27 protein-coding genes are annotated in these 24,712 nt (G+C 60.9%); 11 read left to right on the top strand and 16 right to left on the bottom strand.

Annotation, left to right across the window (positions count from 1 at the left end; translation table 11 throughout):
- Nucleotides 1–13 precede the first annotated feature (13 nt).
- From K7431_RS25915 to K7431_RS25940, 6 genes are all read left to right on the top strand, one after another.
- Nucleotides 14–1,285 (top strand): 8-amino-7-oxononanoate synthase family protein, encoded by a 1,272-nt coding sequence (locus K7431_RS25915; RefSeq protein ID WP_012723046.1) that lies wholly within the window; start codon nucleotides 14–16, stop codon nucleotides 1,283–1,285.
- On the top strand, nucleotides 1,249–1,668 hold the full coding sequence (locus K7431_RS25920) for a chorismate mutase (protein ID WP_198409083.1): 420 nt from the start codon (nucleotides 1,249–1,251) through the stop codon (nucleotides 1,666–1,668). The genes K7431_RS25915 and K7431_RS25920 overlap by 37 nt, the downstream gene beginning before the upstream one ends.
- Nucleotides 1,665–3,734: an aminodeoxychorismate synthase component I gene (gene pabB, locus K7431_RS25925; RefSeq protein WP_012723044.1), complete on the top strand. Its 2,070-nt coding sequence runs from the start codon at nucleotides 1,665–1,667 to the stop codon at nucleotides 3,732–3,734. Before K7431_RS25920 ends, pabB begins: the two co-directional genes overlap by 4 nt.
- Nucleotides 3,731–4,603, top strand: a complete 873-nt coding sequence (locus K7431_RS25930) for a prephenate dehydrogenase dimerization domain-containing protein (RefSeq protein ID WP_012723043.1) — start codon at nucleotides 3,731–3,733, stop codon at nucleotides 4,601–4,603. Before pabB ends, K7431_RS25930 begins: the two co-directional genes overlap by 4 nt.
- A gap of 59 nt (nucleotides 4,604–4,662) precedes the next feature.
- Entirely contained in the window at nucleotides 4,663–6,210 is a 1,548-nt protein-coding gene (locus tag K7431_RS25935; RefSeq protein WP_224265908.1) for an MFS transporter, read from the top strand.
- Nucleotides 6,211–6,768: 558 nt separating this feature from the next.
- Nucleotides 6,769–7,044 (top strand): DUF6124 family protein, encoded by a 276-nt coding sequence (locus K7431_RS25940; RefSeq protein WP_043205017.1) that lies wholly within the window; start codon nucleotides 6,769–6,771, stop codon nucleotides 7,042–7,044.
- A 191-nt stretch (nucleotides 7,045–7,235) separates the two neighbouring features.
- On the opposite strand, the gene K7431_RS25945 is transcribed toward K7431_RS25940, so the two are convergent.
- The 10 genes from K7431_RS25945 to ccmA form a co-directional block, all read right to left on the bottom strand.
- A complete protein-coding gene (locus tag K7431_RS25945) occupies nucleotides 7,236–7,631 on the bottom strand; it encodes a hypothetical protein (RefSeq protein WP_012723040.1) in 396 nt (131 codons plus the stop codon).
- A 15-nt stretch (nucleotides 7,632–7,646) separates the two neighbouring features.
- The gene (gene ccmI / locus K7431_RS25950; RefSeq protein ID WP_012723039.1) at nucleotides 7,647–8,834 is read right to left on the bottom strand and encodes a c-type cytochrome biogenesis protein CcmI; all 1,188 of its coding nucleotides are present in this window, start codon (nucleotides 8,832–8,834) and stop codon (nucleotides 7,647–7,649) included.
- Nucleotides 8,827–9,300, bottom strand: coding sequence for a cytochrome c-type biogenesis protein (locus K7431_RS25955; RefSeq protein ID WP_012723038.1), 474 nt, complete (start codon nucleotides 9,298–9,300; stop codon nucleotides 8,827–8,829). The genes ccmI and K7431_RS25955 overlap by 8 nt, the downstream gene beginning before the upstream one ends.
- Entirely contained in the window at nucleotides 9,297–9,833 is a 537-nt protein-coding gene (locus K7431_RS25960; RefSeq protein WP_012723037.1) for a DsbE family thiol:disulfide interchange protein, read from the bottom strand. The genes K7431_RS25955 and K7431_RS25960 overlap by 4 nt, the downstream gene beginning before the upstream one ends.
- The gene (locus tag K7431_RS25965; protein ID WP_012723036.1) at nucleotides 9,830–11,818 is read right to left on the bottom strand and encodes a heme lyase CcmF/NrfE family subunit; all 1,989 of its coding nucleotides are present in this window, start codon (nucleotides 11,816–11,818) and stop codon (nucleotides 9,830–9,832) included. The genes K7431_RS25960 and K7431_RS25965 overlap by 4 nt, the downstream gene beginning before the upstream one ends.
- Before the next feature lie 3 nt (nucleotides 11,819–11,821).
- The gene (ccmE, locus tag K7431_RS25970) at nucleotides 11,822–12,277 is read right to left on the bottom strand and encodes a cytochrome c maturation protein CcmE (RefSeq protein WP_012723035.1); all 456 of its coding nucleotides are present in this window, start codon (nucleotides 12,275–12,277) and stop codon (nucleotides 11,822–11,824) included.
- Nucleotides 12,274–12,450 carry a heme exporter protein CcmD gene (ccmD, locus tag K7431_RS25975; RefSeq protein ID WP_003172771.1) on the bottom strand — a complete coding sequence of 59 codons (177 nt, stop codon included), beginning with the start codon at nucleotides 12,448–12,450 and terminating at the stop codon, nucleotides 12,274–12,276. Before ccmD ends, ccmE begins: the two co-directional genes overlap by 4 nt.
- The gene (locus K7431_RS25980) at nucleotides 12,447–13,202 is read right to left on the bottom strand and encodes a heme ABC transporter permease (protein ID WP_012723034.1); all 756 of its coding nucleotides are present in this window, start codon (nucleotides 13,200–13,202) and stop codon (nucleotides 12,447–12,449) included. Before K7431_RS25980 ends, ccmD begins: the two co-directional genes overlap by 4 nt.
- Nucleotides 13,203–13,288: 86 nt before the next feature.
- Nucleotides 13,289–13,957, bottom strand: a complete 669-nt coding sequence (gene ccmB / locus K7431_RS25985; RefSeq protein ID WP_012723033.1) for a heme exporter protein CcmB — start codon at nucleotides 13,955–13,957, stop codon at nucleotides 13,289–13,291.
- A complete protein-coding gene (ccmA, locus tag K7431_RS25990; protein WP_012723032.1) occupies nucleotides 13,954–14,589 on the bottom strand; it encodes a cytochrome c biogenesis heme-transporting ATPase CcmA in 636 nt (211 codons plus the stop codon). Before ccmA ends, ccmB begins: the two co-directional genes overlap by 4 nt.
- Nucleotides 14,590–14,789: 200 nt before the next feature.
- On the opposite strand from ccmA, the gene fliK reads away from it, so the two are divergent.
- Entirely contained in the window at nucleotides 14,790–16,367 is a 1,578-nt protein-coding gene (fliK, locus tag K7431_RS25995; protein WP_012723031.1) for a flagellar hook-length control protein FliK, read from the top strand.
- Nucleotides 16,364–16,693, top strand: coding sequence for an EscU/YscU/HrcU family type III secretion system export apparatus switch protein (locus K7431_RS26000; protein ID WP_012723030.1), 330 nt, complete (start codon nucleotides 16,364–16,366; stop codon nucleotides 16,691–16,693). The genes fliK and K7431_RS26000 overlap by 4 nt, the downstream gene beginning before the upstream one ends.
- A gap of 251 nt (nucleotides 16,694–16,944) precedes the next feature.
- Here K7431_RS26000 and K7431_RS26005 read toward each other — a convergent pair whose 3' ends face one another.
- Nucleotides 16,945–18,171, bottom strand: coding sequence for a molybdopterin molybdotransferase MoeA (locus K7431_RS26005; RefSeq protein ID WP_012723029.1), 1,227 nt, complete (start codon nucleotides 18,169–18,171; stop codon nucleotides 16,945–16,947).
- A complete protein-coding gene (gene moaB / locus K7431_RS26010) occupies nucleotides 18,155–18,694 on the bottom strand; it encodes a molybdenum cofactor biosynthesis protein B (RefSeq protein WP_012723028.1) in 540 nt (179 codons plus the stop codon). Before moaB ends, K7431_RS26005 begins: the two co-directional genes overlap by 17 nt.
- Nucleotides 18,695–18,770: 76 nt before the next feature.
- On the opposite strand from moaB, the gene mobA reads away from it, so the two are divergent.
- The gene (mobA, locus tag K7431_RS26015; protein ID WP_012723027.1) at nucleotides 18,771–19,373 is read left to right on the top strand and encodes a molybdenum cofactor guanylyltransferase MobA; all 603 of its coding nucleotides are present in this window, start codon (nucleotides 18,771–18,773) and stop codon (nucleotides 19,371–19,373) included.
- Between the two features lie 79 nt (nucleotides 19,374–19,452).
- A complete protein-coding gene (locus K7431_RS26020) occupies nucleotides 19,453–19,674 on the top strand; it encodes a YgdI/YgdR family lipoprotein (protein ID WP_010211805.1) in 222 nt (73 codons plus the stop codon).
- A gap of 55 nt (nucleotides 19,675–19,729) precedes the next feature.
- Here K7431_RS26020 and K7431_RS26025 read toward each other — a convergent pair whose 3' ends face one another.
- The 3 genes from K7431_RS26025 to K7431_RS26035 all read right to left on the bottom strand — a co-directional run bounded on the left by K7431_RS26025 (nucleotide 19,730) and on the right by K7431_RS26035 (nucleotide 21,339).
- Nucleotides 19,730–20,620, bottom strand: a complete 891-nt coding sequence (locus tag K7431_RS26025; protein ID WP_012723026.1) for a pseudouridine synthase — start codon at nucleotides 20,618–20,620, stop codon at nucleotides 19,730–19,732.
- A gap of 71 nt (nucleotides 20,621–20,691) precedes the next feature.
- Complete coding sequence (locus K7431_RS26030; RefSeq protein WP_043205014.1) at nucleotides 20,692–21,027, bottom strand: hypothetical protein; 336 nt, start codon at nucleotides 21,025–21,027, stop codon at nucleotides 20,692–20,694.
- A gap of 75 nt (nucleotides 21,028–21,102) precedes the next feature.
- A complete protein-coding gene (locus K7431_RS26035; RefSeq protein WP_012723024.1) occupies nucleotides 21,103–21,339 on the bottom strand; it encodes a glutaredoxin family protein in 237 nt (78 codons plus the stop codon).
- 150 nt (nucleotides 21,340–21,489) lie between these two features.
- Between K7431_RS26035 and K7431_RS26040 the strand changes: the two genes are divergently transcribed.
- Entirely contained in the window at nucleotides 21,490–23,226 is a 1,737-nt protein-coding gene (locus K7431_RS26040; RefSeq protein ID WP_012723023.1) for a cation:proton antiporter, read from the top strand.
- On the opposite strand, the gene K7431_RS26045 is transcribed toward K7431_RS26040, so the two are convergent.
- Nucleotides 23,213–24,421: an ammonium transporter gene (locus K7431_RS26045; RefSeq protein WP_012723022.1), complete on the bottom strand. Its 1,209-nt coding sequence runs from the start codon at nucleotides 24,419–24,421 to the stop codon at nucleotides 23,213–23,215. The genes K7431_RS26040 and K7431_RS26045 overlap by 14 nt on opposite strands.
- Nucleotides 24,422–24,712 lie beyond the last annotated feature (291 nt).

Genomic DNA, 24,712 nt, shown 5'->3' on the forward strand with positions numbered 1-24,712 from the left:
GAGTTTTTGAGCAATGGATGCACAAACCAAACAAGACTGGATGACCATTCGCCGTGACAACACCACCAGCGCACTGGAGAGCGCCTATGAGGAGGGCCTCACCGGGTTTACCGTCGCAAGCCGTGAAGGCAAACGCATTACCCTGGCGCAGGGCGGCACGTTCACCGAGTTCGTCTCCTGTTCCTATCTGGGCCTGGAAACCCACCCTGCACTGATTGAAGCAGCACACCAGGCCCTGGGAGTCGTCGGCCTGCACTTGTCGTCATCACGCAGTGCAATGCGCCCAGTGTATCTGCCGCAACTCGAATCCCTGCTCGGCGAAATCTACACAGGCTGCGGTGTCAGCGTCTTCACCTCCACCAGCAGCGTACACCTTGGCGTACTGCCGTTGCTGGGCAGCAATTCGCTCAAGAGCTACCCGATTAGAAAGCGCGCGCACTGGTTGATAGACAAAACCGCTCACGCATCGATGCAGGTATTGCGAGGCATTCTGCAGCAGTTCGGCGAGGTGTCCCGTGTTCAATCGACCGATCCGGAGTCGATGAGCGTCGCCTTGAAAAACTGCGTTGATCGCCAGGAAACGCCGATTCTGCTGATCGACGGCATCGGCTCGATGAGCGGCCTGGTGCCTATCGCGCAACTCTCCCGTCAACTGGAGACAGCCGGAGGTTACCTGTACGTGGATGATGCTCACGGCATATCCATTGCTGGGCTTCATGGCGCTGGCTACGCCCTTGCTGCCGTGGACAACCAACTGCCGCACAACATGATTCTGGCCGGTTCTCTTTCCAAAGCATTCGGTGGCGCTGGCGGGTTTGTGGTGGTGAGCGATCCGCAGGATATCCCGACAATTCAATCGCTGGCCAACCCGCTGGTTTTCGGTCACTCCATCATGGTGCCGATGCTGGCGGCCAACGTTGCGGCAGCGAGGATTCACTTGAGCGACGAGATCGATAGCCTGCAAAACAGCCTGTGGAACAATGTACGCCTGTTTGATTCGCTGACACATAATCGCCTGCTCAACGCCGGTGTTCAATCGCCGGTCAGGGGCGCATTTTTCGAGACCGAAGAAGACGGCTTACAAGCCTGCCGGATCCTGCGGGACAACGGCATCCTGATGTTCCCGGTGTTTTATCCGATCATCGCCAAGGGGAAAGCCATGCTGCGTTTCGCGTTCTCGGCCAGCCATACCGATCAGGATATTCGGCAGTTGGCTTCATCCTTGAACGAAGTCACACGTGCGGGCTTATGGAAAGCAATACCGGCACAGATGACCACGGCCTGAGGAGTAACAGGCCAGCATCACACGCCGTACCAATCAAAGGAATGAACATGACAGAACATAGGCACATGTCACCGACAACTCCATCCGCCATCTTGCAACCCCAGCGTGATCAGTTGGACCGGATCAACAACCATCTGGTCGACCTGCTTGGCGAACGCATGAGCGTTTGTATGGATATTGCCGAACTCAAGGCTGCACACGACATACCCATGATGCAGCCGCAACGTATCGTTCAAGTGTTGGATCAGCTCAAGGATAAGTCCTCGACAGTCGGCTTGAGGCCCGATTACGTTCAGTCCGTTTTCAAGCTGATCATCGAAGAAACCTGCATCCAGGAAGAGCAATTGATCCAGCGACGCCGCAATCAGGGGCAGCGTTCATGAAAATACTGTTGATCGATAACTTTGACTCCTTTACTCAGAACATCGCTCAATACCTGTACGAGGTCACAGGTATTTGCGCCGACATCGTCACCAACACCGTGACCTACGAGCACCTGCAAATTGAACAATACGATGCCGTAGTACTTTCACCGGGCCCGGGACATCCGGGGGAATACCTGGATTTTGGCGTATGCGGTCAGGTTATTCTTCACTCGCCCGTCCCCTTGCTCGGCATTTGCCTGGGACACCAGGGCATCGCCCAATTCCTTGGCGGAACCGTTGGTCACGCACCGACCCCGGTGCACGGCTACCGAAGCAAAATCACACATTCCGGCAGCGGTTTATTCCGCGACCTGCCGGAGCAGTTTGAAGTGGTCCGCTACCACTCACTGATGTGCACCCATCTACCTCAGGAACTGCGCTGCACTGCCTGGACAGAGGAAGGTGTAGTCATGGCAATCGAGCACGAAAGCCGCCCGATCTGGGGTGTCCAATTTCATCCTGAGTCCATCGACTCCGAGTATGGGCATGCGCTGCTGAGCAACTTCATCGGCATGGCAATCGAACACAATGGCAACCATCGCACGTCGGCGACGCAAAACCCGGACGCTTCTGCGTCGGCGAACGAGCATTACAGGGCGGTAGGCGGCTTACTCAATATGCAATTGGCATATCGCACCTATCCTGGTCCATTCGATCCACTGGCGCTGTTCACACAACGCTACGCCCAGGATCACCATGCTTTTTGGCTCGACAGCGAAAAATCCGAAAGACCCAACGCGCGCTACTCAATCATGGGAAGTGGCCAAGCCCAGGGCTCTATTCGCCTTACGTATGACGTCAACAGTGAAAGCCTGACCCTGGCGGGGCCCAAAGGCAGCAGGATTGTGACGGGAGACTTCTTTACGCTGTTCAGCCAGATTGTGGAGTCGGTGAATGTGGCAGTCCCGCAATACCTGCCATTTGAGTTCAAGGGCGGTTTCGTCGGATACATGGGTTATGAACTCAAAGCCCTGACAGGGGGGAACAAGGTCTATCGCTCCGGGCAGCCAGACGCCGGCTTTATGTTCGCTCCGCACTTTTTCGTCTTCGACCACCATGACCAAACTGTTTACGAATGCATGATAAGCGCGACAGGCCAGAGCCCGCAGTGGCCCCAGTTGCTGACCTCAATGACCACGCTTAACAACGCCACAGATAGACGACCCTTCGTTCCGGGCGCAGTGGATGAACTTGAGCTGTCACTCGAAGATGGCCCCGACGATTACATCCGTAAGGTAAAGCAGTCACTCCAATACATCACCGACGGCGAATCTTACGAAATATGCCTGACTAACCGAGCGAGGATGAGCTATAGCGGCGAGCCACTCGCGGCCTATCGAAGAATGCGCGAAGCGAGCCCTGTGCCCTACGGCGCCTACCTTTGTTTCGATAGCTTTTCCGTACTCAGCGCCTCGCCCGAGACCTTTCTGAGAATTGATGAAGGCGGCCTGATCGAATCCCGCCCCATTAAGGGCACTCGTGCACGGAGCAAGGATCCTAGTGAAGATCAGCGCTTGCGAAGCGACTTGCAAGCCTCAACCAAGGACCGCGCCGAGAACCTGATGATTGTCGATCTGGTACGTCATGATTTAAACCAGGTTTGCCGTTCAGGCAGCGTGCATGTGCCGCATATTTTCGCGGTGGAAAGTTTTTCCTCGGTGCACCAGCTGGTCTCTACGGTACGTGGACATTTACGCAACGACATCTCGACAATGGAAGCCATCAGGGCTTGCTTTCCTGGAGGCTCAATGACCGGCGCCCCCAAAAAGCGCACGATGGAAATTATCGATGGATTGGAGACCTGCGCACGCGGTGTTTACTCAGGTGCACTTGGGTGGATCTCGTTCAGTGGCAGTGCGGAACTGAGCATCGTTATTCGCACAGCTGTATTGCACAAACAACAGGCTGAATTCGGTATCGGTGGCGCAATCGTCGCCCACTCCGACCCGAATGAAGAGCTTGAAGAGACGCTGGTCAAAGCCAGCGTGCCTTATTACAGTTTTTACGCAGGGAGCGAAAAATGAATACCAATACAGTCGTCGTATTGGGAGGCGCCGGCCTCATAGGCTCGATGATCAGTCGTATTCTCAAACAATACGGGTACTTCGTGCGCGTCGTGGATCGCCGCCCTGCGGAGTTCGAGTGTGAATATCACGAAATGGATGTGACCAAGCCATTCAATGATACAGGCGCCGTTTTTCGCAACGCCACGGCCGTGGTTTTCGCCCTGCCTGAAAGCGTCGCGGTCAGCGCTATTCCCTGGGTCACCACGTTTCTGTCCTCAGAGGTGGTGCTCATACCGACCTGCTCGGTACAGGGGCCCTTTTACAAAGCGCTGAAAGCCGCAGCGCCGCGGCAGCCGTTTGTTGGCGTAAATCCGATGTTCTCGCCCAAATTGTCCGTCCAGGGGCGCTCGGTGGCGGTCTGCGTGGAAGACACCCAAGCCGCACAGACCTTCATCGAACGGCACTTGATGGAGGCCGGGATGAAGATCCGCCGAATGACACCCTCCGCTCATGACGAACTGATGGCCCTTTGTCAGGCGTTACCGCACGCAGCCATTCTCGGATTCGGCATGGCCCTGGCCAAATCCTCCGTGGACATGGACATCGTAGCGGAAGTAATGCCGCCCCCCATGCGTACCATGATGGCGCTGCTTTCGCGGATATTGGTTAACCCGCCAGAGGTTTATTGGGACATACAACTGGAAAATGACCAGGCAACCGCTCAGCGTGATGCGCTGGTACATGGGCTGGAGCGCCTGCAGGAAAACATCGTTGAGCAGGACTATGAGCGTTTCAAAAGCGACTTGCAGTCTGTTTCAACGGCCTTGGGCAAACGCTTGAATGCAGGTGCAGTGGACTGCCAGCATCTGTTTTCCCTGCTGAATTAAAAAAAGGCCTCGCCAAGGAATGGTGAGGCGTTTTTTACACAACACGCAATGTGTGCCCCATGAATTCTCTCAAGAAGGAGCCGGTGATGTCTGTAGCGGCTGATGAAGTAAAACGACAACCAAGGTCCAGCCGGTGGTTGGCTCTAGCGATATTGATGCTGCCGGTCTTACTGGTGACCGTGGATAACACCGTACTGGGTTTCGCCCTGCCAAAAATCTCTGAGGCCTTGCATCCGAGTGCCAGCCAGCAGCTGTGGATGATTGATGCCTATTCACTGGTGCTGGCAGGATTGCTCATTTCCATGGGTAGCCTAGGCGATCGCAAAGGCCATCGAAAACTGCTACTGATCGGCTCATTGGGCTTTACCGTCGTATCCGTGATGACAGCTTACTCCAGCACGGCCCCACAACTGATCGTGGGACGAGCCTGCATGGGCATCTTCGGGGCTATGTTGATGCCGTCAACATTGGCGTTGATCCGTTCAGTCTTCGAGGACCGGGAAGAGCGTCGCCTGGCGGTTGCGATCTGGGCAACGACCTTGACGGTCGGTTCTGCGCTTGGGCCTTTAGTCGGCGGCGTACTGCTGGAGTTCTTCAGCTGGGGCTCAATCTTTCTACTGGCAGTTCCGGTGCTGGTGCCTTTGTTGGTCCTCGGACCATGGCTGTTACCTGAGTCCGAGCCGGATGCGTCGGGGCCGATGGATATCATCAGCACGGTGCAATCCATGATAGCCCTCAGCGCTCTGGTATACAGCATCAAGCATATCGCCAGCGATGGTCCGGATGCATTGGCGCTGGCGGTCTTCGGCGTTGCAATTGTTATCGGCTGGCAATTCGTACGCCGCCAATTACGCCTTCCGATACCTTTGATGGACCTGAGCCTGTTTCGCAACAAGACGTTCAGCGGGTCGGTGACCATCAATCTGATGAGTTTGGCCTTCCTGATCGGCTTTGTTTTCTTTTCCACCCAATTCTTGCAAATCGCATTGCGCATGTCCCCACTGAGCGCCAGCATCGCGCTGATACCGGGCCAGCTCATGGCGATTGCGGTGGGTATCCTCATAGTCCCAGTCGCCCAGCGCGTTTCGGTCAATGTCCTGATTCCCATCCTGCTGGCCTTTACTGCTGGCGCGTTTTTGTTGGTCGCAGGCCTCGGCAGCAGCCTGACGGTGTTAGTGGCAGCATTTGCATTACTCAATATCGGCGTCGGCGCCATTGCGACTGTCTCTAACGATGTAATTCTGTCCGCAGTCCCTTCCACCAAGGCAGGCGCAGCGTCAGCCATCAGCGAGACAGCCTATGAAGTCGGTGTAGTACTCGGCACTACGCTTCTCGGTGGCCTGGTGACGGCTTACTACCGTGGCACGCTGCAGTTACCGGACTTCCTGACGCCCGTGCAAATGCACCTGGCAAGCGAAACATTGGCAGGTGCCCATGCGATATCGGCAACACTGGCGCACGATCAGGCCAGTGAAGTCATGGACAATGCCATACGAGCATTTGAAGGCGGTACCCACCTGATGGCCTGGGCAACATTCAGCTTGGCGGTGCTGGCAATCGTCGTCGCTCGACGCACATTGAAAGCCCCTCAAACAGCGCCCGCGTAACCCCCGCTGCGAAAATCCTGGTTATGCGTCCACATGAGTGCACCAACGATTTGGCTCAGCGTTTCAATGCTACAAAAAAGGCGACCCGAAGCAGACTGTGTGAAAACCTAGCAATCTGCTGGCAGGTTAAAGAAAATGCCCGTATCGCAAGATACGGGCATTTTGCCTATGCGCTATATCCAAGGTGAAGACCGCTCCCAGAGCGCGCTGTTTCCACTTTCGCAGCCCAGCGCGGGGCAAGCCCGCTCACCACTAAAAGCCCTGCTCACCACAACATATGCGATTTTTCCTACCTTCTCTGTCGGTTGCGGTTGCTATAACGCATCGCTAGCCTCTCGCAATCGCTGCTCATCAGCGATCAGGCTTGGTCGCCTGGATTAGAATGGCGCACAGGGCCGCGCAAGCGGCATTATTGTGCTCGCGTTATGGCGAGCTGTGCGTGGGAGGGCTTAGGCCCTGCCGGGTTTCCATTCCCTGGTCGACCAACCTGCGTACAGCTCGCCACCCTTCTGCTTGGTCGCGGATGGGGTGAGCTCCAACTGAATGGAGATTTACTGCATGAAAAAAGTTACTCCAAATCCCCCGCCATCCACGTCGGATGACACGCCGCAAACCTCACCCAATCTCATCTTCACCGTCCGCCCCGGCCTAAGCATCGACGCAGCCTTGAGCAATGCCAGCGAGATGTTGGAATCCGCAACCGTGTGTGCTTACGACTGTGCCGAGCATCTGGATGGCTCGGGCCGCAAGCAGGTGCTGGCAGTGGTGCAGATGATTGAAATTGCGCAGTTGTTGGTGGATGAAGCGCTGAATCGGGCGTGTCCGGTGGCCTGACAGCCGATGAGGTCTCCTGTGGGAATTGGCTTGTCGGATCGCCGCACCTCTGCGATGGCGGTTTAGCTGCAATTGATTCGGTGCCTGACACGCCGCCATCGCGGGCAAGCCCGGCTCCCACAGTTGATCTTCATTGGCTTGGAGAAAGCGTTTCACTGGCAAGAAAAAGGCGACCCGAAGGTCGCCTTTTGTCATTGCGCGTACTGCTTGCTTAGCCCCGGTGGCACGCCCTGCACGTCGGTCTCTTCCCAAGGCCCGTTCGGGCTGATCGACCGGCTCCAACCGTTGCTCCAGCGGTAGTACGTGCGCTGGCGGTAGAAGGTATCCGGCTGTTCTTCCAGCACGTACACCTGCATCTTGCCGTCCCAGTGGCTGGCCGCGCCCGGTGGTGGGGCGAAGGTCGGCGATTTGGTCGGCACGGGTTTCGGTGGCGGGGTAACCGGGCCGGAGGGTTTGGTGCTCGGCTGGGTCGATGGGCCTGACGGTGGGATGGTCGGGCCGGTGGGCCCGGGAGGTGGGCGGTGGACCGCACAGGCGCTCAGGCCCAGTACCAGGCTGAGCAAGGTGATGCGTGCAAATGCGGTCATAGGCGTTTCCTCGAGTTACTTGTCCGGACTGTCGATGGTCAGCTGCTGCAAGGCAGTGGTGGTGCTGGCCAGGGGTTGGCTGCGGCCGATCCATTCGCCAGTGGTCGGTTGACCGGCCCGGGATATGCGCGCAACCAGTTGGACTTCAGGGAAGTTGGACAGTTTCAACTGCGGCATCATCGCGTCGGCGTCGCCGAGTTCGACGGTGATGGGCAGCTCGGCGACGGTGACGCGCTTGGCGGCCAGCGGTGCCGGCGGGCCTTTCACGGCACGGGCAAAGATAAATACGCTGTCGGTGGGCAGGGCCTTGGCTTTCACGTCGGCGGACAGGTCCACGCGGACGTTCATCACGGTTTTTTGAGGAGCAACGGTGCCGCCACTCTCTTTGAGCTTCTCGGCAGCGCGATCAATGCCACCTTGCAGCGCTGCGCGGGAGTTGTCTTGCGGCGGCAGCTGGGCCAACAGACGATTCCAGTAGTCGATAGCCTCTTGATAACGCTGGCCTTCAAAGGCAGCGATACCCAACAGGCCGAGGCTGGTGACTTCCTTCGGATCGAGCTTCAACGCCTCGTCGGTGAGCGCCTGCACCTTGGGCGACCACTGTTTGTTGTCAGCAAAATACTGCGCCTGGGCCCACTGGCCGAGCAGTTCCGGCTGGCGCCCGGCCAGCGCCACGGTGCGTTCGAACACCTTGGCGGCATCGGCGGAACGGTCCTGGGCCATGTAGGCGCGACCGAGGAAGTACAAGCCTTCCGGCGAGTCCGGCTGGGCAGCGGCGGCGCGTTCCAGGCGGTGGGTCATGTCTTCCATGGACACCGGCGGCTGGGAGAATTCGCGGGTCAGTTCAACCTTGTCGCTGGCCCCGTAATGCAGGTACAGCGCAACCCCCAGGACCGGCACCAAGAACGCCGCCAGAAATGGCAGTGGCTTGCCCAGGCGCGATTCACGGGGTTTTTCCACGCCTTCGGTGTCAGCCAACAATTCACGCGCCGCTTCGGCGCGGCCGGTGTCGAGTTGCGCGGCATTCAGTACGCCTTCGTCCTGCTGCACTTGCAGCTCGGCCACGCGTTCTTGGTAGAGCGCCACGTTCAGCGCGGTGCGATCCTCTTCACGCTGGGCGCGACGGCCGCGCAGGACAGGGATCAACAGGAAACTCAGGGCAATCAGAAGCAGCAAGCCGGCTGCGAGCCAGAAATCAATCATCAGTCTTGGTGTCCAGCAATTGGTCGAGGCGTTTGCGCTCTTCAGGGGACAGCGCGTCGGAACCATCGGTCGGCGCAGCACGGCGACGGCGCACGATCACCGCCATCACCACCACGCCCGCCAGCAGCAGCCCGGCAGGGCCGAACCACAGCAGCGCGGTCTTGCCGGTGAGGGCCGGTTTGTAGCGCACGAAATCACCGTAGCGGTCGACCATGAAGTCGATGATCTGCTGGTTGTCCTTGCCCTCCCCCAGCATGCGGAAGATCTCTTTGCGCAGGTCGGCGGCGATGGGCGCGTTGGAGTCGGCGATGTCCTGGTTCTGGCACTTGGGGCAGCGCAGTTCCTTGGTCAGTTCGCGGAAACGCTCGCGGTCCCCATCCTTGGCGAATTCATAGGTGTCGATGGCGGCGTGGGCCACACCGACCAGTCCCAGCGCCAGCACCGCAGCGGCTAACAGACGCTTCATGGCTTGGCCTCATCGACCAGTGCCTGGTACTCGGCGGCCAGTTGCTCGCGCCACACCACTTCGTCGATCACGCCGACGTACTTGTCGCGGATCACGCCCTTGGCGTCGATGAAGAAGGTTTCCGGGGCGCCGTAGACGCCCAAGTTCAGACCGAGGTTGCCGTCTTCATCGCGGATATCCAGTTGGTACGGGTTGTGGAACTCAGCCAACCACTTCAAGGCCGCGGCATTGTCGTCCTTGTAGTTGATGCCGTAGATCACCACGCCCTTCTCGGCCAGCGTGTTCAGCACCGGGTGCTCGACGCGGCAGGAAATGCACCAGGTGCCCCACACGTTGACCAGTGCCGGTTTGCCCAGCAGGTCGGCCTGGGTCAGGGTCTTGTCGCCCTGCACCGTTGGCAGGCTGAACGCCGGGAACGGCTTGCCGATCATGGCCGACGGCAGCTCGGCCGGGTCCAGATAAAGGCCGCGATACAGGAACACCGCCACCACCAGAAACATCGCCAGCGGTACGACCATCAACCAACGCTTCATACCGCCGCTCCTTGCAGGCCGAGGGCTTCACGCACCCGGCTCTTGACCTTGACCCGATACCGTCGGTCCAGCGCGGCCAGCAAACCACCAAAGCCGGTAAGCAAGCCGCCGAACCAGATCCAGCGCACAAACGGTTTGACATGCACCCGCACCGCCCAGGCGCCCTCGCCCAACGGTTCACCCAGCGCCACATACAGGTCACGGGTGAAACCGGCGTCGATGCCGGCTTCGGTCATCATCGAACTCTGCACGGTGTACAGGCGTTTTTCCGGGTGCAGCACGGCGATTTCCTTGCCATTGCGCACGACACGCACGGTGCCTTTGTCTGACGTAAAGTTCGGCCCTTCGAAGTGCTTGGCGCCTTCGAAGATGAAGTGGTAACCGGCCAGGTCCATGGACTCGCCCGGCGCCAGGCGCAAGTCGCGCTCGGCGCTGTTCTGGCTGGAGAGCACCACGCCAAGGGCGCACACGGCGATGCCAATGTGGGCGATCTGCATGCCCCAGTAGCTGCGGGTCAGGGTCGGCAGGCCTTTGACCAGGCCTTTGTGACGGGTCTTGTCGAAGATGTCGCGCACGCCGGCCAGCAACACCCAGGCGGCGAGCAGGAAGGTCGCGAGCACCGCCCAGTTGAAGTCGCCATAGGCAAACCCGGCGATCACCGCCAAGGCCACGCTGCCGAGCAACACCGGCATCAGCATGCCGGCCAGCCATTTCACCGGGGTGTCTTTCCAGCGCACCAGCATGCCCACCGCCATCACCACCATCAACAGGCCCATCAACGGGATAAACAACGCGTTGAAATACGGCGGGCCAACGGACAGCTTGGCGCCGCTCAAGGCGTCCAGCACCAACGGGTACAGAGTGCCGAGCAGGATCATCGAAGCGGCCACCACCAGCACCAGGTTATTGCCCAGCAACAGGGTTTCCCGCGACCACAGGTTAAAGCCGACCTGGCTCTTGACCACTGGCGCGCGCAACGCAAACAACGTCAGGGAGCCGCCGACCACAAACAGCAGGAAGATCAGGATGAACACGCCGCGCTCCGGGTCGGACGCGAACGCATGCACCGAGGTCAGCACGCCCGAACGCACGAGGAAGGTGCCGAGCAGGCTGAGGGAAAATGCCGCGATGGCCAGCAGCACGGTCCAGCTCTTGAACACACCGCGCTTTTCGGTGACCGCCAACGAGTGAATCAGCGCAGTGCCGACCAACCAAGGCATGAACGAGGCATTTTCCACCGGGTCCCAGAACCACCAGCCGCCCCAGCCGAGCTCGTAATAGGCCCACCAGGAGCCGAGGGTGATACCAATCCCGAGGAAGGCCCAGGCGACGATGGTCCACGGCCGCGACCAGCGCGCCCAGGCCGCATCGAGGCGCCCGCCGAGCAAGGCGGCGATGGCGAAGGCAAAGGCCACGGAGAAACCGACATAGCCCATGTAGAGCATCGGCGGGTGCACGATCAGGCCGATGTCCTGCAGCAGCGGGTTGAGGTCGTGCCCGTCCACCGGGATCTGCGGCAGGATGCGGGTGAACGGGTTGGAGGTCATGATCAGGAACAGCAGGAAGCCGATGCTGATCATGCCCATCACTGCCAGTACGCGGGCCAGCATCACTTGCGGCAGCTGGCGCGAGAACACCGACACCGCGAAGGTCCAGCCGCCGAGGATCAGCGCCCACAGCAGCAACGAACCTTCGTGGGCGCCCCACACAGCGCTGAACTTGTAGTACCAAGGCAACGCGCTGTTGGAGTTATTCGCCACATAGGCGACGGAAAAGTCGTCGGTCATGAAGGCGTAGGTCAGGCAACCGAACGCGAACACCAGGAAGGCACATTGGCCCCAGGCGGCCGGCTGCGCCAGGCTCATCCACAAGCGGTCGCCGCGCCAGGCACCGAGTAACGGCACCACGGCCTGAACGATGGCAAAGCACAGGGCGAGGATCATCGCCAACTGGCCCAGCTCTGGAATAAACAGTGCGGACGTCATGGCTTAGCCCTCCTTGGCAGGCGTTGGCGCGGATTGGCCGCTGTCTTTCAGGGCCTTGGTCACTTCCGGTGGCATGTACTTTTCATCGTGCTTGGCCAGCACTTCGTCGGCCACCACCACACCGTCAGCGTTGAGCTTGCCCAGGGCGACGATGCCCTGGCCTTCGCGGAACAGGTCCGGGAGGATGCCGCGATAAGTAATGGTCACGGCTTTGTTGAAGTCGGTGACGACGAAGGTCACGTCGAGGGAGTCGCCGGAGCGTTTGAGCGAGCCCTTCTCCACCATGCCGCCGGCACGGATGCGCGTGTCGATCGGCGCTTCGCCATTAGCGATCTGCGTGGGCGTGTAAAACAGGTTGATGTTCTGCTGCAAGGCGCTCAAGGCCAGGCCGACGGCAATGCCGACGCCCACCAGAATCGCAAGGATGATCAACAGACGCTTTCTACGCAGCGGATTCACTTTTCGGTCTCCCGGCGCAGACGTCGCGCCTCTTGTTGCAGGTAACGCTTGCGGGCCAGGATCGGCGCGGCGACGTTGAGGGCCAGCACCGCCAGGCAGATGCCATAGGCCGTCCACACATACAGGCCGTGGTGGCCCATGGCGAGAAAATCACTGAAAGAAGCAAAACTCATCCGCGCGCTCCCAGGCTGTTTTGCACTTCGGCCTTGACCCAACTGGTGCGGGCTTCACGTTTGAGCACTTCGAGGCGCATGCGCAGCAGCAACACAGCGCCGAAGAAACAGTAGAAACCCAGCACCATCAGCAGCAGCGGCGCCCACATTTCCACGGGCATCGCCGGTTTTTCAGTGAGGGTGAAGGTGGCGCCCTGGTGCAGGGTGTTCCACCACTCCACCGAGTATTTGATGATCGGGATGTTGATGACGCCGACGATGGCCAGCACCGCGCAGGCCTTGGCGGCACTGTCACGGTTGCTGATCGCGTTGCCCAGGGCAATCAGACCGAAGTACAGGAACAGCAGGATCAACATGGACGTCAGTCGTGCATCCCACACCCACCACGAGCCCCAGGTCGGCTTGCCCCAGATCGCGCCGGTGACCAGCGCCACGGCGGTCATCCACGCACCGATGGGCGCAGCGCATTGCAGGGCCACATCGGCGAGTTTCATCTTCCACACCAGGCCGACGATGCCGCACACCGCCAGCATCACGTAGCAGGACTGCGCCAGCATCGCGGTAGGAACATGGATATAAATGATGCGAAAACTGTTGCCTTGCTGGTAGTCCGGCGGCGCGAAGGCCAGGCCCCAGACCAGGCCGATGCCGATCAGCAACACGGCGGCGACGCTCAACCACGGCAGCAGTTTGCCACTGATGCCATAGAACCATTTGGGCGAGCCGAGCTTGTGAAACCAGGTCCAGTTCATTGCTGTTTCCATCACGGTTGCTTCCTGTCGTTGCAAGAAGCGTAGGGTCTTTACTGACTAAAACATAACGTCTTGGTCAGACCTCATTATTCGCCGACGCTGATCTTCAGGCCGGCCGCTATAGCAAAGGGTGTCAGGGTTACCGCCAGGGCGGTCAGGCTACCCAGCCACAAGAGGTAACCGGTCGCCGGCATGCCCATGAGCGCGGCTTGCAAGGCGCCGCTGCCCAGGATCAACACCGGGATGTACAAAGGCAGAATCAGCAGGGCCAGCAATAGGCCGCCGCGCTTCAAACCCACGGTCAACGCCGCGCCCACCGCGCCCAACAGGCTGAGGGTTGGCGTGCCGAGCAACAAAGACAGGAGCAACACCGGCAGGCACTCGGTGGGCAACCCTAGCATCATCGCCAGCAACGGTGAGAGCAGCACCAGCGCCAGGCCGGAAAAAGCCCAGTGTGCCAGCACCTTGGCCAGTACCAGAAGTGGCAAAGGGTGCGGCGAAAGGACCCACTGTTCGAGGGAACCGTCTTCGAAATCACTGCGAAACAGCCCGTCCAGCGAGAGCAGCACTGATAAAAGCGCCGCCACCCACACCAGTCCTGGGGACAAGGTTTGCAACAGTTTAGTCTCTGGGCCCACCGCCAACGGGAACAGCGCGATCACTATCGCGAAGAACACCAGCGGGTTGGCCAATTCGGCCGGACGACGGCACAACAACCGTGCTTCGCGGGCGACCAGCAGGGCAAACACGCTCATGCTGACCACCGCCCCAGGTCCAGATCACGGTAACCGATGGGCTTGCGATTGAGCGTGTGATGGGTGGTGAGGACAACCAGGCCACCCTGTTCGCAATGCTGGGCCAGGTGTTCTTCCAATTGGGCGACGCCTTGCTTGTCGAGGGCGGTGAAGGGTTCGTCAAGAATCCACAGCGGCGGGCCCGGCAGGTACAGACGCGCCAGCGCCACGCGGCGCTGTTGGCCGGCGGACAGGGTGTGGCAGGGAACGTCTTCAAAGCCCTTGAGGCCGACGGCGGCCAGGGCCTGCCAGATAGCGTCGCGGGAAGCGGGATGATGCAGGGCGCTGAGCCAGCTGAGGTTTTCTTCAGCGGTGAGCACGTCCTTGATGCCGGCGGCGTGGCCGATCCAGACCAGGTTGCGCGCCAGTTCAGTGCGTTGTGCGTTGAGGGGCTTGCCGTTTAACCGAACTTCACCCGCCGTCGGCTGCATCAACCCGGCCAGCAGGCGCAGCAAACTGGTCTTGCCGCTGCCGTTGGGGCCGCTGACCTGCACCATGTCGCTGCCGGCCAGGCGCAGTTCGAGGTGCTCGAACAGCAGGCGCAGGTCGCGTTCACAGGCAAGCGCTATGGCTTCAAGAAGAGGGCTGGTCAAAAGATCGCGGGCCTTTACGGTTCAAGTCGGCGGTGCAGCGGCCGTTAAAGAGAAATGCACAATAACGGCTTTGGCGACCGATTTTAGAGAGCTGGATCAAATAGTTGTGAGGTTTTTAGCGCTCTCTTTGCAGACGGGCGGCATTATACATGTGATGCCCTACTCTAAAGAGGGCAATTTCCCCAGAGACGACGCGCGCGATGACCGGTGAGATCAACCTTCCTACGCTTCCACCCGCCCCGGCAGCCGGGCCCGGCCCTGCGCCTGCAACCGGCGAGTTGCTGAAACTGCTGGAGCCGCAGATCGGCCTGATCGATCCTGGAAAAACCGCGAACGCCGAAGTCATCGCCCTTAAACAAGGCGGTGAAGCCTTCCAGTTGCTGCTCAAACTGACCCTTGAAGGCGGCCGCCAGACCCTGGTGCAGGCGACCAGCCCCCAGCCGCTGCCGTTGGGCAGCAATGTGGCGGTGAGCCAGACGTCTACTGGCAACCTGACCCTCAGCCTGCAGCAGGCCTTGAGCGCCAATGTCGCCGCCCTCACCCGTATCGACACTAACCAGATGCCGGTGGGCACGCTGTTGCAGGCCAAGGTGCTGACCACCCAGATGCTGCCCCAGGGCACGGCGCAACCGGCGATCTACCGCTCGCTGGTCACCGTGCTCAACAACGCCCTGGCGGGCGCGACCTTGACCGTGGAAAGCCCGCAACCCCTGCGCGTCGGCAGCTTGCTCAGCGCCGTGGTGCAGAACGCACAGACCCTGAGTTTTGTGCCGCTGAGCGGGCTCAAGGATCAATTGGCCGTCACCCAGCAATTGTCGACCCAGCAAAGCCGCCAAGGCTCGCTGGATGCGGTATTCACCGCGCTGCAGAACCTGCCCCGTGGCGACAGCACCTCCGCCGACCTGCGCGCCGCCGCCGACCGTCTGTTGGCCGCTTTGCCGGACTTGGCGCAAGTGAGCAATCCCAAGGTACTGGCGCAAGTCATCCAGAACAGCGGCGCGTTTCTTGAAGCCAAACTGCTTGCCGGGCAAAACCCACAGATCCCACCGCTGGACATGAAAGGCGCGCTGCTCCGCCTGGTCGCCGACTTACTGCCCGCCCTGCCCGCCAGCACCAATATGAATGCCATCCTCGCCGCCAACACCCTGGCCCAAGTGCTGCCCAACTTCGTGCGCAGCCCCCTGAACACCCTCGGCCAGGTCAGCGCCCGGCAGATACCCGCCAGTTTCCCGTTGCCCGAGCGGTTGATGGCGAAACTGGAAGGCGAAGGTGACCTGGAAAACCTGCTGCGCCTGGCCGCCGGGGCGATCTCACGGTTGCAGAGCCATCAGCTGTCGAGCCTGGAGCAGACCGGTACCACCGCCGACGGCCGCCTGCAAAGCACCTGGCAGTTGGAAATCCCGATGCGCACGTTGCAAGACATCGTGCCGCTGCAAGTCAAGTTCCAGCGCGAGGAACCGCCGCCGGATAAGGACCAGCCCGAACGCAAGGACAAGAAGGACGCCAAGCAGATGCTCTGGCGCGTCGAACTGGCCTTCGACATGGAGCCGCTGGGGCCGTTGCAGGTCCAGGCGCAACTGACGCAGGGCAAACTGTCCAGCCAGCTGTGGGCGACGCGGCCGTTTACCGCCAGCCTGATCGAAAGCCACCTGGGCGCCCTGCGCGAGCGCCTGGTGACGTCGGGCCTTAACGTCGGCGACCTCGACTGCCACCTCGGCACCCCGCCACGCGGGCCAAAAACCGGATTGGAGCAACGCTGGGTGGATGAGACCGCATGAAGAACGCCACCCCACCGCGCCAGGCGATTGCCCTCAAGTACGACGGCCAGCAGGCGCCGACCCTGACGGCCAGGGGCGACGATGCCCTGGCCGAAGCCATCCTGAAGCTGGCGCGGGAAAATGAAGTGCCCATCTATGAAAACGCCGAGCTGGTGAAGCTGCTGGCGCGGATGGAACTGGGGGACAGCATTCCGGAGGAGTTGTACCGCACGATTGCCGAGATCATTGCGTTTGCATGGACGCTGAAGGGCAAGTTTCCGGTGGGGTATGACCCGGATGCAGGGCCGGTGGAGCGCGACATCACCGAGCGCGGCGAAGATTACTGAGGCCTATGAAGACCTCAATGTGGGAGGGGGCAAGCCCTAATGCCAGTCAGCTGAGGGTGAGCACCGTACCTGTGGCGAGGGAGCTTGCTCCCGCTGGGTCGCGAAGCGGCCCCAGCTCTTTGTTTCAAAAGACTGGGACTGCCGCGCAGTCCAGCGGGAGCAAGCTCCCTCGCCACGGGTTACTTTTCGCTCTTGCTGCTTCTTAACTGACTGGCATTAGGGCTTGCTGCCTCCCACATTGGGATCAGCGGTCAGTTCAGGACTTCGCTTAGCGGGATGAAATTGACCCGGTCACCCCTCTCCAGCGTCGTGCCCTCCAACACCTCCACAAACCCTTCTGCCCACGCTGCACTGCGCAGTACGCCGGAGCTCTGGTTGCGGTAGATGATCGCCTTGCCTTGCTCGATACGCCCGCGCAGGTATTCGCGGCGGTTGCCGGGTTTTGGCCAAGTGAACCCCACCGGTACTTCAAAGCGCAGCGGCTCGACGTCTTGCACACCTTGACGGCGCAACAGGTACGGGCGCGCCAGCAGCGCGAACGTCACCAGCGTCGAGGCCGGGTTGCCCGGCAGACCGATCACCGGCACGCCACGGAAGTGGCCGAACGTCAGCGGCTTGCCCGGTTTGATCGCCAGTTTCCACAACGCCAGCTCACCCTCTTCACGCAGGGCGATGCCAAGGAAATCCGCCTCGCCCACCGACACACCGCCCGTGGACAGGATCAGGTCGACCGCGCCCAGGCTCGCCAGGCGGGTGCGGGTCTGTTCCAGGTCGTCAGGCAGGATGCCGGCGTCGATCACTTCACAGCCCAGGCGCGTAAGCCAGGAACACAGCACCCGTCGGTTGCTGTTGTAGATCTGGCCCGGCCCCAGCGGCAAACCGGGTTCGATCAACTCGTCACCGGTGGACAGCACGGCCACGCGCGGCCGGCGAATAACGTCAAGACGGTCATGCCCGAGGGACGCCGCCAGGCCGAGTTCAATCGGGCCCAGGCGCGTGCCGGCGGTCAAGACCAACTCGCCTGCGGTGGTTTCCTGCCCTCGGGGGCGGATGTTCTGGTCGACGTGCAGGGGCTCGGTGAAGCTCACGCGCTCGTCGGCGTGGACCACCGCGTTTTCCTGCATTTCCACACAGTCAGCCCCTTCAGGTACCGGTGCGCCGGTGAAGATGCGCGCGCAGGTACCGGCGGCCAGAGGTTCCGGCGCCTGGCCCGCAAAAATGCGCTGGCTGACCACCAAGGGCTCACCGGTCCAGTCCGACAGGCGCACGGCGTAACCGTCCATGGCACTGTTCGGCCACGGCGGCAGGTCAAGGGTGGAGACCAGGTCTTGGGCCAATACGCGACCGTCGCAGTCGGCCAGGGGCAAGGTATTGCGCTCGCGGATCGGCGCGGCCTCGGCCATCGCCAGCAGCTGTTGCAGTGCTTGTTCTACCGGCATCAGGGTGCCGGTCTTGCCAGGCTTACCCACGGGATTCACAAGGCTCGGCCTGTTTCAGGTGCGGCACGAAATTGCACGGGCGGTGGCGGTTGTCCAACTGCTCGGCGAGGATGCCGTCCCAACCGGTGCGCACCGCATTGGTGGAACCCGGCAGGCAGCACACCAACGTGCCATTGGCCAGGCCGGCCAGGGCGCGGGACTGCACGGTGGAGGTGCCGATGTCGGCGACGGAGATCTGCCGGAACAGCTCGCCAAAGCCATCGACCTGTTTGTCGAGCAGGCAACTGACGGCCTCGGGGGTGCTGTCACGGCCGGTGAAGCCGGTGCCGCCGGTGATCAGCACGACTTGCACCACGTCTTCGGCGATCCAGTGAGCGACCTGGGCGCGGATCTTGTAGAGGTCGTCCTTGAGCAGCACGCGCTCGGCCAGGGCGTGGCCAGCGGCGGTGAGGCGGTCGACGAAGACCTGGCCGGAGGTATCGGTTTCGAGGGTGCGGGTGTCGCTGACGGTCAATACAGCGATGTTCAGGGGTACGAAGGGCGCATCTGCCTTGGCGTTCATGGCACGGTCCGGTTGTCGAAGGAACAGCCCGATGTTATATCACAGGCCCCCCTTTTGCTGCCGCTGCGGAACTGCCATGCCTATCGATTCATCCCCTCTGCCCTGTTCGGTGTTGCTGCTGTCCGGAGGGCGCGGCCAACGCATGGGCGGCCAGGACAAGGGCCTGCTGGAATGGCGTGGCCAACCGTTGATCGCGCATTTACAGAGGCTGGCGCGACCGCTCACGGATGACCTGATCATCTCGTGCAACCGCAACCCGGAGCGCTACGCCGACTATGCCGACCAGTTGGTGAACGACGACAGCCCGGACTTCCCCGGCCCGCTCGCGGGTATCCGGGCGGGACTCGCCGCCGCACGTCATGAGCACTTGCTGATATTGCCGTGCGATGTGCCGCATATCGACGCCCCATTGCTCGCCGACCTGCGTGAGACGGCACGGCGCAACCTGCTGCTGCCGGTGATGGTGCGCCATGGAGAGTTCTGGGAACCGCTGATCTGCATCATCCCGACCCGCCTGCGGGCTGCGGTGGAAGACGCCTGGCATGCCGGTGAGCGCAGCCCGCGCAAGATCTTCCTGCAACTGGGCGGTGTGGGCCTGGAATGCCCGGCGGATGACCCACGCCTGGCCAACCTTAATACGCCGCAGCTGTTACAGACGCCGTCGGGCGTGTCAGAATGAACCTCGCTTAAGGAACTTTGTCGGCGCCCCGCGCGTCACAAGGTCAGCTATTAAAAAGTATTCTCTCGGAGACAATCTCATGACTCAACGGACCATCGCCGCTCTCATGCTTGCACTGGGCCTCGCCACCCTCGCCGGTTGCGCTTCGCCGACAGTGATCACCCTGAATGACGGTCGCGAAATCCAGGCCGTCGACACCCCGAAATACAACGAAGATTCGGGTTTCTACGAATTCGAACAACTTGACGGCAAGCGCACCCGCATCAACAAAGATCAGGTTCGCACCGTTAAAGACCTGTAAGTCTTAGCGTTTGCCAACAAGGCCCGCCTCGCGCGGGCCTTGTCGTTTCTGGCGGTTACCAGTCGAGGGTGATCCGGCTGCGAAAATGGCGCTCCTCGCCCGTCACAGGGTCGATAAACAGTACGCCCTGGGCCAGCAGCTTGAGAGGGTTGGCGTAGTCGTCCACGGCATCCTTGATGACGTCAGGGTAGAACGGGTCGTTGCAGATACTCGCGCCGAGGGCGGTCATGTGCACGCGCAGTTGGTGCTTCTTGCCGGTCACGGGGAACAGGCCGTAGCGCCATAGGTCAGCCTTTTTTTCGCGCACTTCCACGGCCGTCTCGGTGTTGCTTGCACCAGGGCCTTCTTGCATGCGAAAGAACGGCTCGCCCTCTACCAGGCGGCTTTTATGCACCCTGGGGAACGTCAGGTTCGGCAGGGCTGGCGCGATGGCTTCGTAAAATTTATCGATCTGGCGTGTGGGAAACAGTTGCTGATAGGCCGAGCGGCTGGCCGGGTTGGCCGAGAACAGCACCAGGCCGGCCGTATGCCGGTCGATACGGTGCAAGGGCACCAGCGCCGGGTTGTCGAGGCAGCGAATCAGACGGCGCAACAGGGTTTGCTCGACGTATTCACCGGCCGGGGTCACCGGCAAAAAATGCGGTTTGTCGGCGACCACCAAGTGCTCGTCGGCATACAGGATGGTTTCCTGCACCGGGATCACCTTCTCGTTGGGCACTTCCCGGAAGTAGTAGATGCACAGCCCTTCCTTGTAGGCCAGGTCCAGGCTGATCGGGCTGCCGTTGATGTCCAGCACCCGGCCCCTGGCGATGCGGTCCAGCCAGTGTTCACGGGCGATCGCCGGGAAGTGCTCACACAGGCAATCGAGCACTGTCGCCCAGGGGCCGGGCGGCAGGTACAAGGTGCTGGCTTGGTGCTGGGACGCGGAAAAACCGGATGTGGACATGAAATGCTCAAAGCCTGGGAAAACACGCGGGCATTATCCCGCATCGAGCGGGATTGAGCCTAGGGCCGATCTCAGGCCTTGACCAACTCCGCGCGCAGGAGCGGTGAGGCACTCGCGGCGTCGGTGAACTCCTTGAGCCAGCGCAGCACGTCCACCGCCTCCCAGCGGCCGGGGTCATACAGCGCGTATAACAAGCCCTGGTAACCCACCACGTCCAGCTGCTTGTGGTAACCGGCACGCTGGAACAGCGCTTCGATCTCGGCAAAGCAGGTATTGAAATGCACTTTGTTGAACGGCGTCTTGCCTTCCGTGACCAGGCCATCGAGGCGCAGCTCGTTCACCGCATCGCGCACGACGTCGGCGGACATGCGATTGACGCTGCTTTTCAGTTGTTCGACATTCACCACGGGCGTTCCCTCTATTTCAATCGCTGTACAAACATACAGTAACGCAATATTTAGAAACCCGCCATCGGATAACACTCAGCGAAGGAAGGCCACCAACTGTTGTGATTCAAAAGGCCAATCCAGTTCCGCCCCGGTGTCCACCCGGCGAAGCACCGGAATCCGCAGGCCATAGACGTCGGTCAGGTCGTCGGGATCGGTGATATCCACCAGCTCCACCATTAACCCGCGTTCGACGAACGGCATGATTTCGGCTTCGGCAATTTCACAAAGATGGCAACCCAGGGTGCCGAACAACTGGCATTCAGGAAGCATGACGAAGGGTCCTGATCAGGAAGTAGGCCAACATTCTAAGCCCGCTGACGGCATGAAGCCCACCACCACAAAAACCCTGACCCAGGTCACCATGGCCTATAACTGATTCAGCGATTCTCGCGGCTTTTTGCCTGCCCCCTTGCAACGGAGATGCGTGTGTTTGCCAACCTGCTGATCATTCTGGCCTCATCCCTGGTGGTGATTGCGCTGTTTCGCCGACTGCAATTGCCGCCCGTGCTGGGCTACCTGTGCGTCGGCCTGGCCGTGGGGCCCACTGCGCTGGACTGGGTGAATGACAGCGAAGAATTGCCCGATCTCGCCGAACTGGGCGTGGTGTTCCTGCTGTTTTCCCTGGGCCTGGAGTTCTCCCTGACCAAGATGCTCGCCCTGCGCCGCGTGGTGTTTGGCCTGGGCAGTTTGCAGGTGCTGGGTTGCGGGACGCTGCTGGCGGTCTTGTTGATGGGGTTTGGTGTAGCGCCGGGTATCGCCTTGTTGCTCGGTGCAGGGCTGGCGTTGTCCTCCACCGCCATTGTCAGCAAGGAGCTGACCAGCCTCGGTGAAATCTTCAGCAGCCATGGCCAGAACGCGATTGGCGTGCTGCTGTTCCAAGATGTGGTGGCGGTGTTGCTGTTGACCCTGGTCCCGGTGTTTGCCGGCACCGGCGAGCAAGCCTGGTATTGGGCGCTGCCGTTGACCCTGGGCAAGACCGTGGTGTTGTTTGTCGGCCTGTTGCTTGCTAGTCGTTGGTTACTGCCGCGTTTGTTTCATGAAGTCGCCGCCTCCCATTCGGCGGAGCTGTTTGTGCTGCTGGCGCTGGTGATCGTTTTGCTGACCGCCTGGCTCACCCACCTGCTGGGGCTCTCCCCTGCTCTCGGGGCTTTCCTGGCCGGGATGTTGCTGGGAGAAAGCCACTACCGCCATCAAATCGAAGCGGATATCCGCCCGTTTCGCGACATTCTGCTGGGGCTGTTTTTCGTCAGCATCGGCATGCTCATCGACCTGCAACTGTTCGTCAGCCATAGCCTGCTGATCCTCGGCCTCACCCTCGCCCTGATGCTGATCAAAGGCTGCGTGGTCGCTGCGCTGGTCAAGCTGCGCGGCAGCGACGGTGAGACCGCCTGGCGCAGTGGCCTGGCCCTGGCCCAAGGCGGCGAGTTCTGTTTTGCCTTGATGGCGCAGATGCAGCAAAGCCGATTAATCCCCGATGAGTTCAACGGCTTGCTGCTCGCCGCCACGTTCTGCTCGATGCTGCTGACCCCGCTGCTGCTGCGCGCGGCACCGAGCATTGCCCTGCGCTTGCACCGCAAGCCCAACCAGCAAGTGCAACTGGAGGCAATCACTGCACTTAATGCTCAGTTGCATGGGCATGCGGTGATCTGCGGTTATGGCCGCGTCGGCCAGTCCATCGGGCGTTTCCTGCGCAAGGAGCAACAGGCGTTTATCGCCCTGGATGACGACCCGGAACGGGTACAGGAAACCGCCACTGAAGACAGCAGCGTGCACTATGGGGATTGCCGGCGTGGCGTCCTGCTCAGTGCCGTGGGCCTGGAGCGCGCGCGGCTGGTGGTGATCGCCGTGGACAACAGCGACGTCGCCTTGGTGGTGCTGAAGGAAGCACGTCGGATCAACCCGGACGTGCCGATCCTGGTGCGCACCCGCGACGACAGCCAGCTCGCCGAACTGAAAGCCGCAGGCGCCAGCGAAGTGGTGCCCGAGCTATTGGAGTCGAGCCTGATGCTCGCCTCCCACGCCTTGATCCTGCTGGGCCTGCCGGACCAACAGGTGCAGGCGCGGGTCGATGAGGTGCGGCAGAACCGCTACCGCCTGCTGCACGGTTTTTATGCGCAGCCGAACAACGAAGACGAGGCGCCGATCAATCCTGACTGACCGCGCCGATCTTGTGGATCGACAGGTCCGCGCCGTAATACTCCTCTTCCTGGCTCAGGCGCAGCCCGGTGACGCGCTTGATCACGCCGTACACCAGCAAGCCGCCGACCAGCGCCACGATCACACCGAGGGCGGTGCCGATCAACTGGCTGACCAGGCTGACGCCGCCCAGGCCACCCAGCGCCGTCTGGCCAAAGATGCCGCAGGCGATGCCGCCCCACACACCGCACAAACCGTGCAGCGGCCACACACCCAATACGTCGTCGATCTTCCAGCGATCCTGGGCGGCGATGAAACACCACACAAACAGGCCACCGGCGACGGCGCCCGTGACCAGCGCGCCGACCGGATGCATCAGGTCGGAACCGGCGCAGATCGCTACCAGCCCGGCCAGCGGGCCGTTATGCAGGAAGCCCGGGTCGTTGCGGCCAATGATCAACGCCGCGACCGTGCCGCCGACCATCGCCATCAACGAATTGACCGCCACCAGTCCACTCACGCCATTGAGGGTTTGCGCGCTCATCACGTTAAAGCCGAACCAGCCGACGATCAGGATCCACGAGCCCAGCGCCAGGAACGGAATACTCGACGGCGCGAACGCCACCAGGCGTCCCTCGCGGTAGCGCCCGTTGCGCGGCCCGAGCAACAACACTGCCGCCAGCGCCAGCCAGCCGCCCATGGCATGCACCACCACGGAACCGGCGAAGTCATGGAAGCTGGCGCCAAAGCGCGCGAGCAGCCAGACCTGCAGGCCGAAATTGCCGTTCCACACCATGCCTTCAAAGAACGGGTAGATAAACGCCACGATCAACGCCGTGGCACACAATTGCGGGGCAAACCGCGCACGCTCGGCGATGCCGCCGGAAATGATTGCCGGGATTGCTGCCGCGAAGGTCAGCAGGAAGAAGAACTTCACCAAGCCATAACCGTGGTCGGCACTGATCACCGCCGCCGGTTGCATGAAGCTCACACCGTAGGAGATCCAATAGCCTATAAAGAAATAGGCCAGGGTCGAGATGGCGAAGTCGCTGAGGATCTTCGACAGCGCGTTGACTTGGTTCTTTTGGCGCACGGTGCCGACTTCCAGGAACGCGAAGCCCGCGTGCATGGCCAGGACCATGACCGCACCGATCAGGATAAACAGGGTGTTGGAGCTGTGGACGAGCGTGTCCACTGCACTTTGCAAATTTTCCATGGAGGTTGGCAGGCCTGCAATAAAGGCAAAAAGCACCAAAGCGGTTCAAGCCAGGGTTGCGCGCACTAAATTGGCACCACCGGTCCCACCCCTCTTCAGAGGGTGTGAACCGCTTTAGCGCAGCGATCAACACAACAGGCCGTTGCCGACAGGGTTTTTCCGCGAGTTTCAGTTATTTAGGGTAAGGTTTTTCAAGGCATTGCCTGGGGCCGCCCGGATTCAGCGCAGGCCTTGAGGCCTGCGCACCAAGGCAAAGCAAAAGCTGTACCACACAATTGCACTGAACCTTCA

Source organism: Pseudomonas fluorescens group sp. (genome assembly GCF_020093335.1).
GTDB lineage: Bacteria > Pseudomonadota > Gammaproteobacteria > Pseudomonadales > Pseudomonadaceae > Aquipseudomonas > Aquipseudomonas petroselini.

Coding starts and splice junctions, on each gene's coding strand:
- K7431_RS25915 (WP_012723046.1), top strand. CDS start 14: ATGGATGCACAAACCAAACAAGACTGGATGACCATTCGCCGTGACAAC.
- K7431_RS25920 (WP_198409083.1), top strand. CDS start 1,249: ATGGAAAGCAATACCGGCACAGATGACCACGGCCTGAGGAGTAACAGG.
- pabB (WP_012723044.1), top strand. CDS start 1,665: ATGAAAATACTGTTGATCGATAACTTTGACTCCTTTACTCAGAACATC.
- K7431_RS25930 (WP_012723043.1), top strand. CDS start 3,731: ATGAATACCAATACAGTCGTCGTATTGGGAGGCGCCGGCCTCATAGGC.
- K7431_RS25935 (WP_224265908.1), top strand. CDS start 4,663: ATGAATTCTCTCAAGAAGGAGCCGGTGATGTCTGTAGCGGCTGATGAA.
- K7431_RS25940 (WP_043205017.1), top strand. CDS start 6,769: ATGAAAAAAGTTACTCCAAATCCCCCGCCATCCACGTCGGATGACACG.
- K7431_RS25945 (WP_012723040.1), bottom strand. CDS start 7,631: ATGACCGCATTTGCACGCATCACCTTGCTCAGCCTGGTACTGGGCCTG.
- ccmI (WP_012723039.1), bottom strand. CDS start 8,834: ATGATTGATTTCTGGCTCGCAGCCGGCTTGCTGCTTCTGATTGCCCTG.
- K7431_RS25955 (WP_012723038.1), bottom strand. CDS start 9,300: ATGAAGCGTCTGTTAGCCGCTGCGGTGCTGGCGCTGGGACTGGTCGGT.
- K7431_RS25960 (WP_012723037.1), bottom strand. CDS start 9,833: ATGAAGCGTTGGTTGATGGTCGTACCGCTGGCGATGTTTCTGGTGGTG.
- K7431_RS25965 (WP_012723036.1), bottom strand. CDS start 11,818: ATGACGTCCGCACTGTTTATTCCAGAGCTGGGCCAGTTGGCGATGATC.
- ccmD (WP_003172771.1), bottom strand. CDS start 12,450: ATGAGTTTTGCTTCTTTCAGTGATTTTCTCGCCATGGGCCACCACGGC.
- K7431_RS25980 (WP_012723034.1), bottom strand. CDS start 13,202: ATGAACTGGACCTGGTTTCACAAGCTCGGCTCGCCCAAATGGTTCTAT.
- ccmB (WP_012723033.1), bottom strand. CDS start 13,957: ATGAGCGTGTTTGCCCTGCTGGTCGCCCGCGAAGCACGGTTGTTGTGC.
- fliK (WP_012723031.1), top strand. CDS start 14,790: ATGACCGGTGAGATCAACCTTCCTACGCTTCCACCCGCCCCGGCAGCC.
- K7431_RS26000 (WP_012723030.1), top strand. CDS start 16,364: ATGAAGAACGCCACCCCACCGCGCCAGGCGATTGCCCTCAAGTACGAC.
- moaB (WP_012723028.1), bottom strand. CDS start 18,694: ATGAACGCCAAGGCAGATGCGCCCTTCGTACCCCTGAACATCGCTGTA.
- mobA (WP_012723027.1), top strand. CDS start 18,771: ATGCCTATCGATTCATCCCCTCTGCCCTGTTCGGTGTTGCTGCTGTCC.
- K7431_RS26020 (WP_010211805.1), top strand. CDS start 19,453: ATGACTCAACGGACCATCGCCGCTCTCATGCTTGCACTGGGCCTCGCC.
- K7431_RS26025 (WP_012723026.1), bottom strand. CDS start 20,620: ATGTCCACATCCGGTTTTTCCGCGTCCCAGCACCAAGCCAGCACCTTG.
- K7431_RS26035 (WP_012723024.1), bottom strand. CDS start 21,339: ATGCTTCCTGAATGCCAGTTGTTCGGCACCCTGGGTTGCCATCTTTGT.
- K7431_RS26040 (WP_012723023.1), top strand. CDS start 21,490: ATGCGTGTGTTTGCCAACCTGCTGATCATTCTGGCCTCATCCCTGGTG.
- K7431_RS26045 (WP_012723022.1), bottom strand. CDS start 24,421: ATGGAAAATTTGCAAAGTGCAGTGGACACGCTCGTCCACAGCTCCAAC.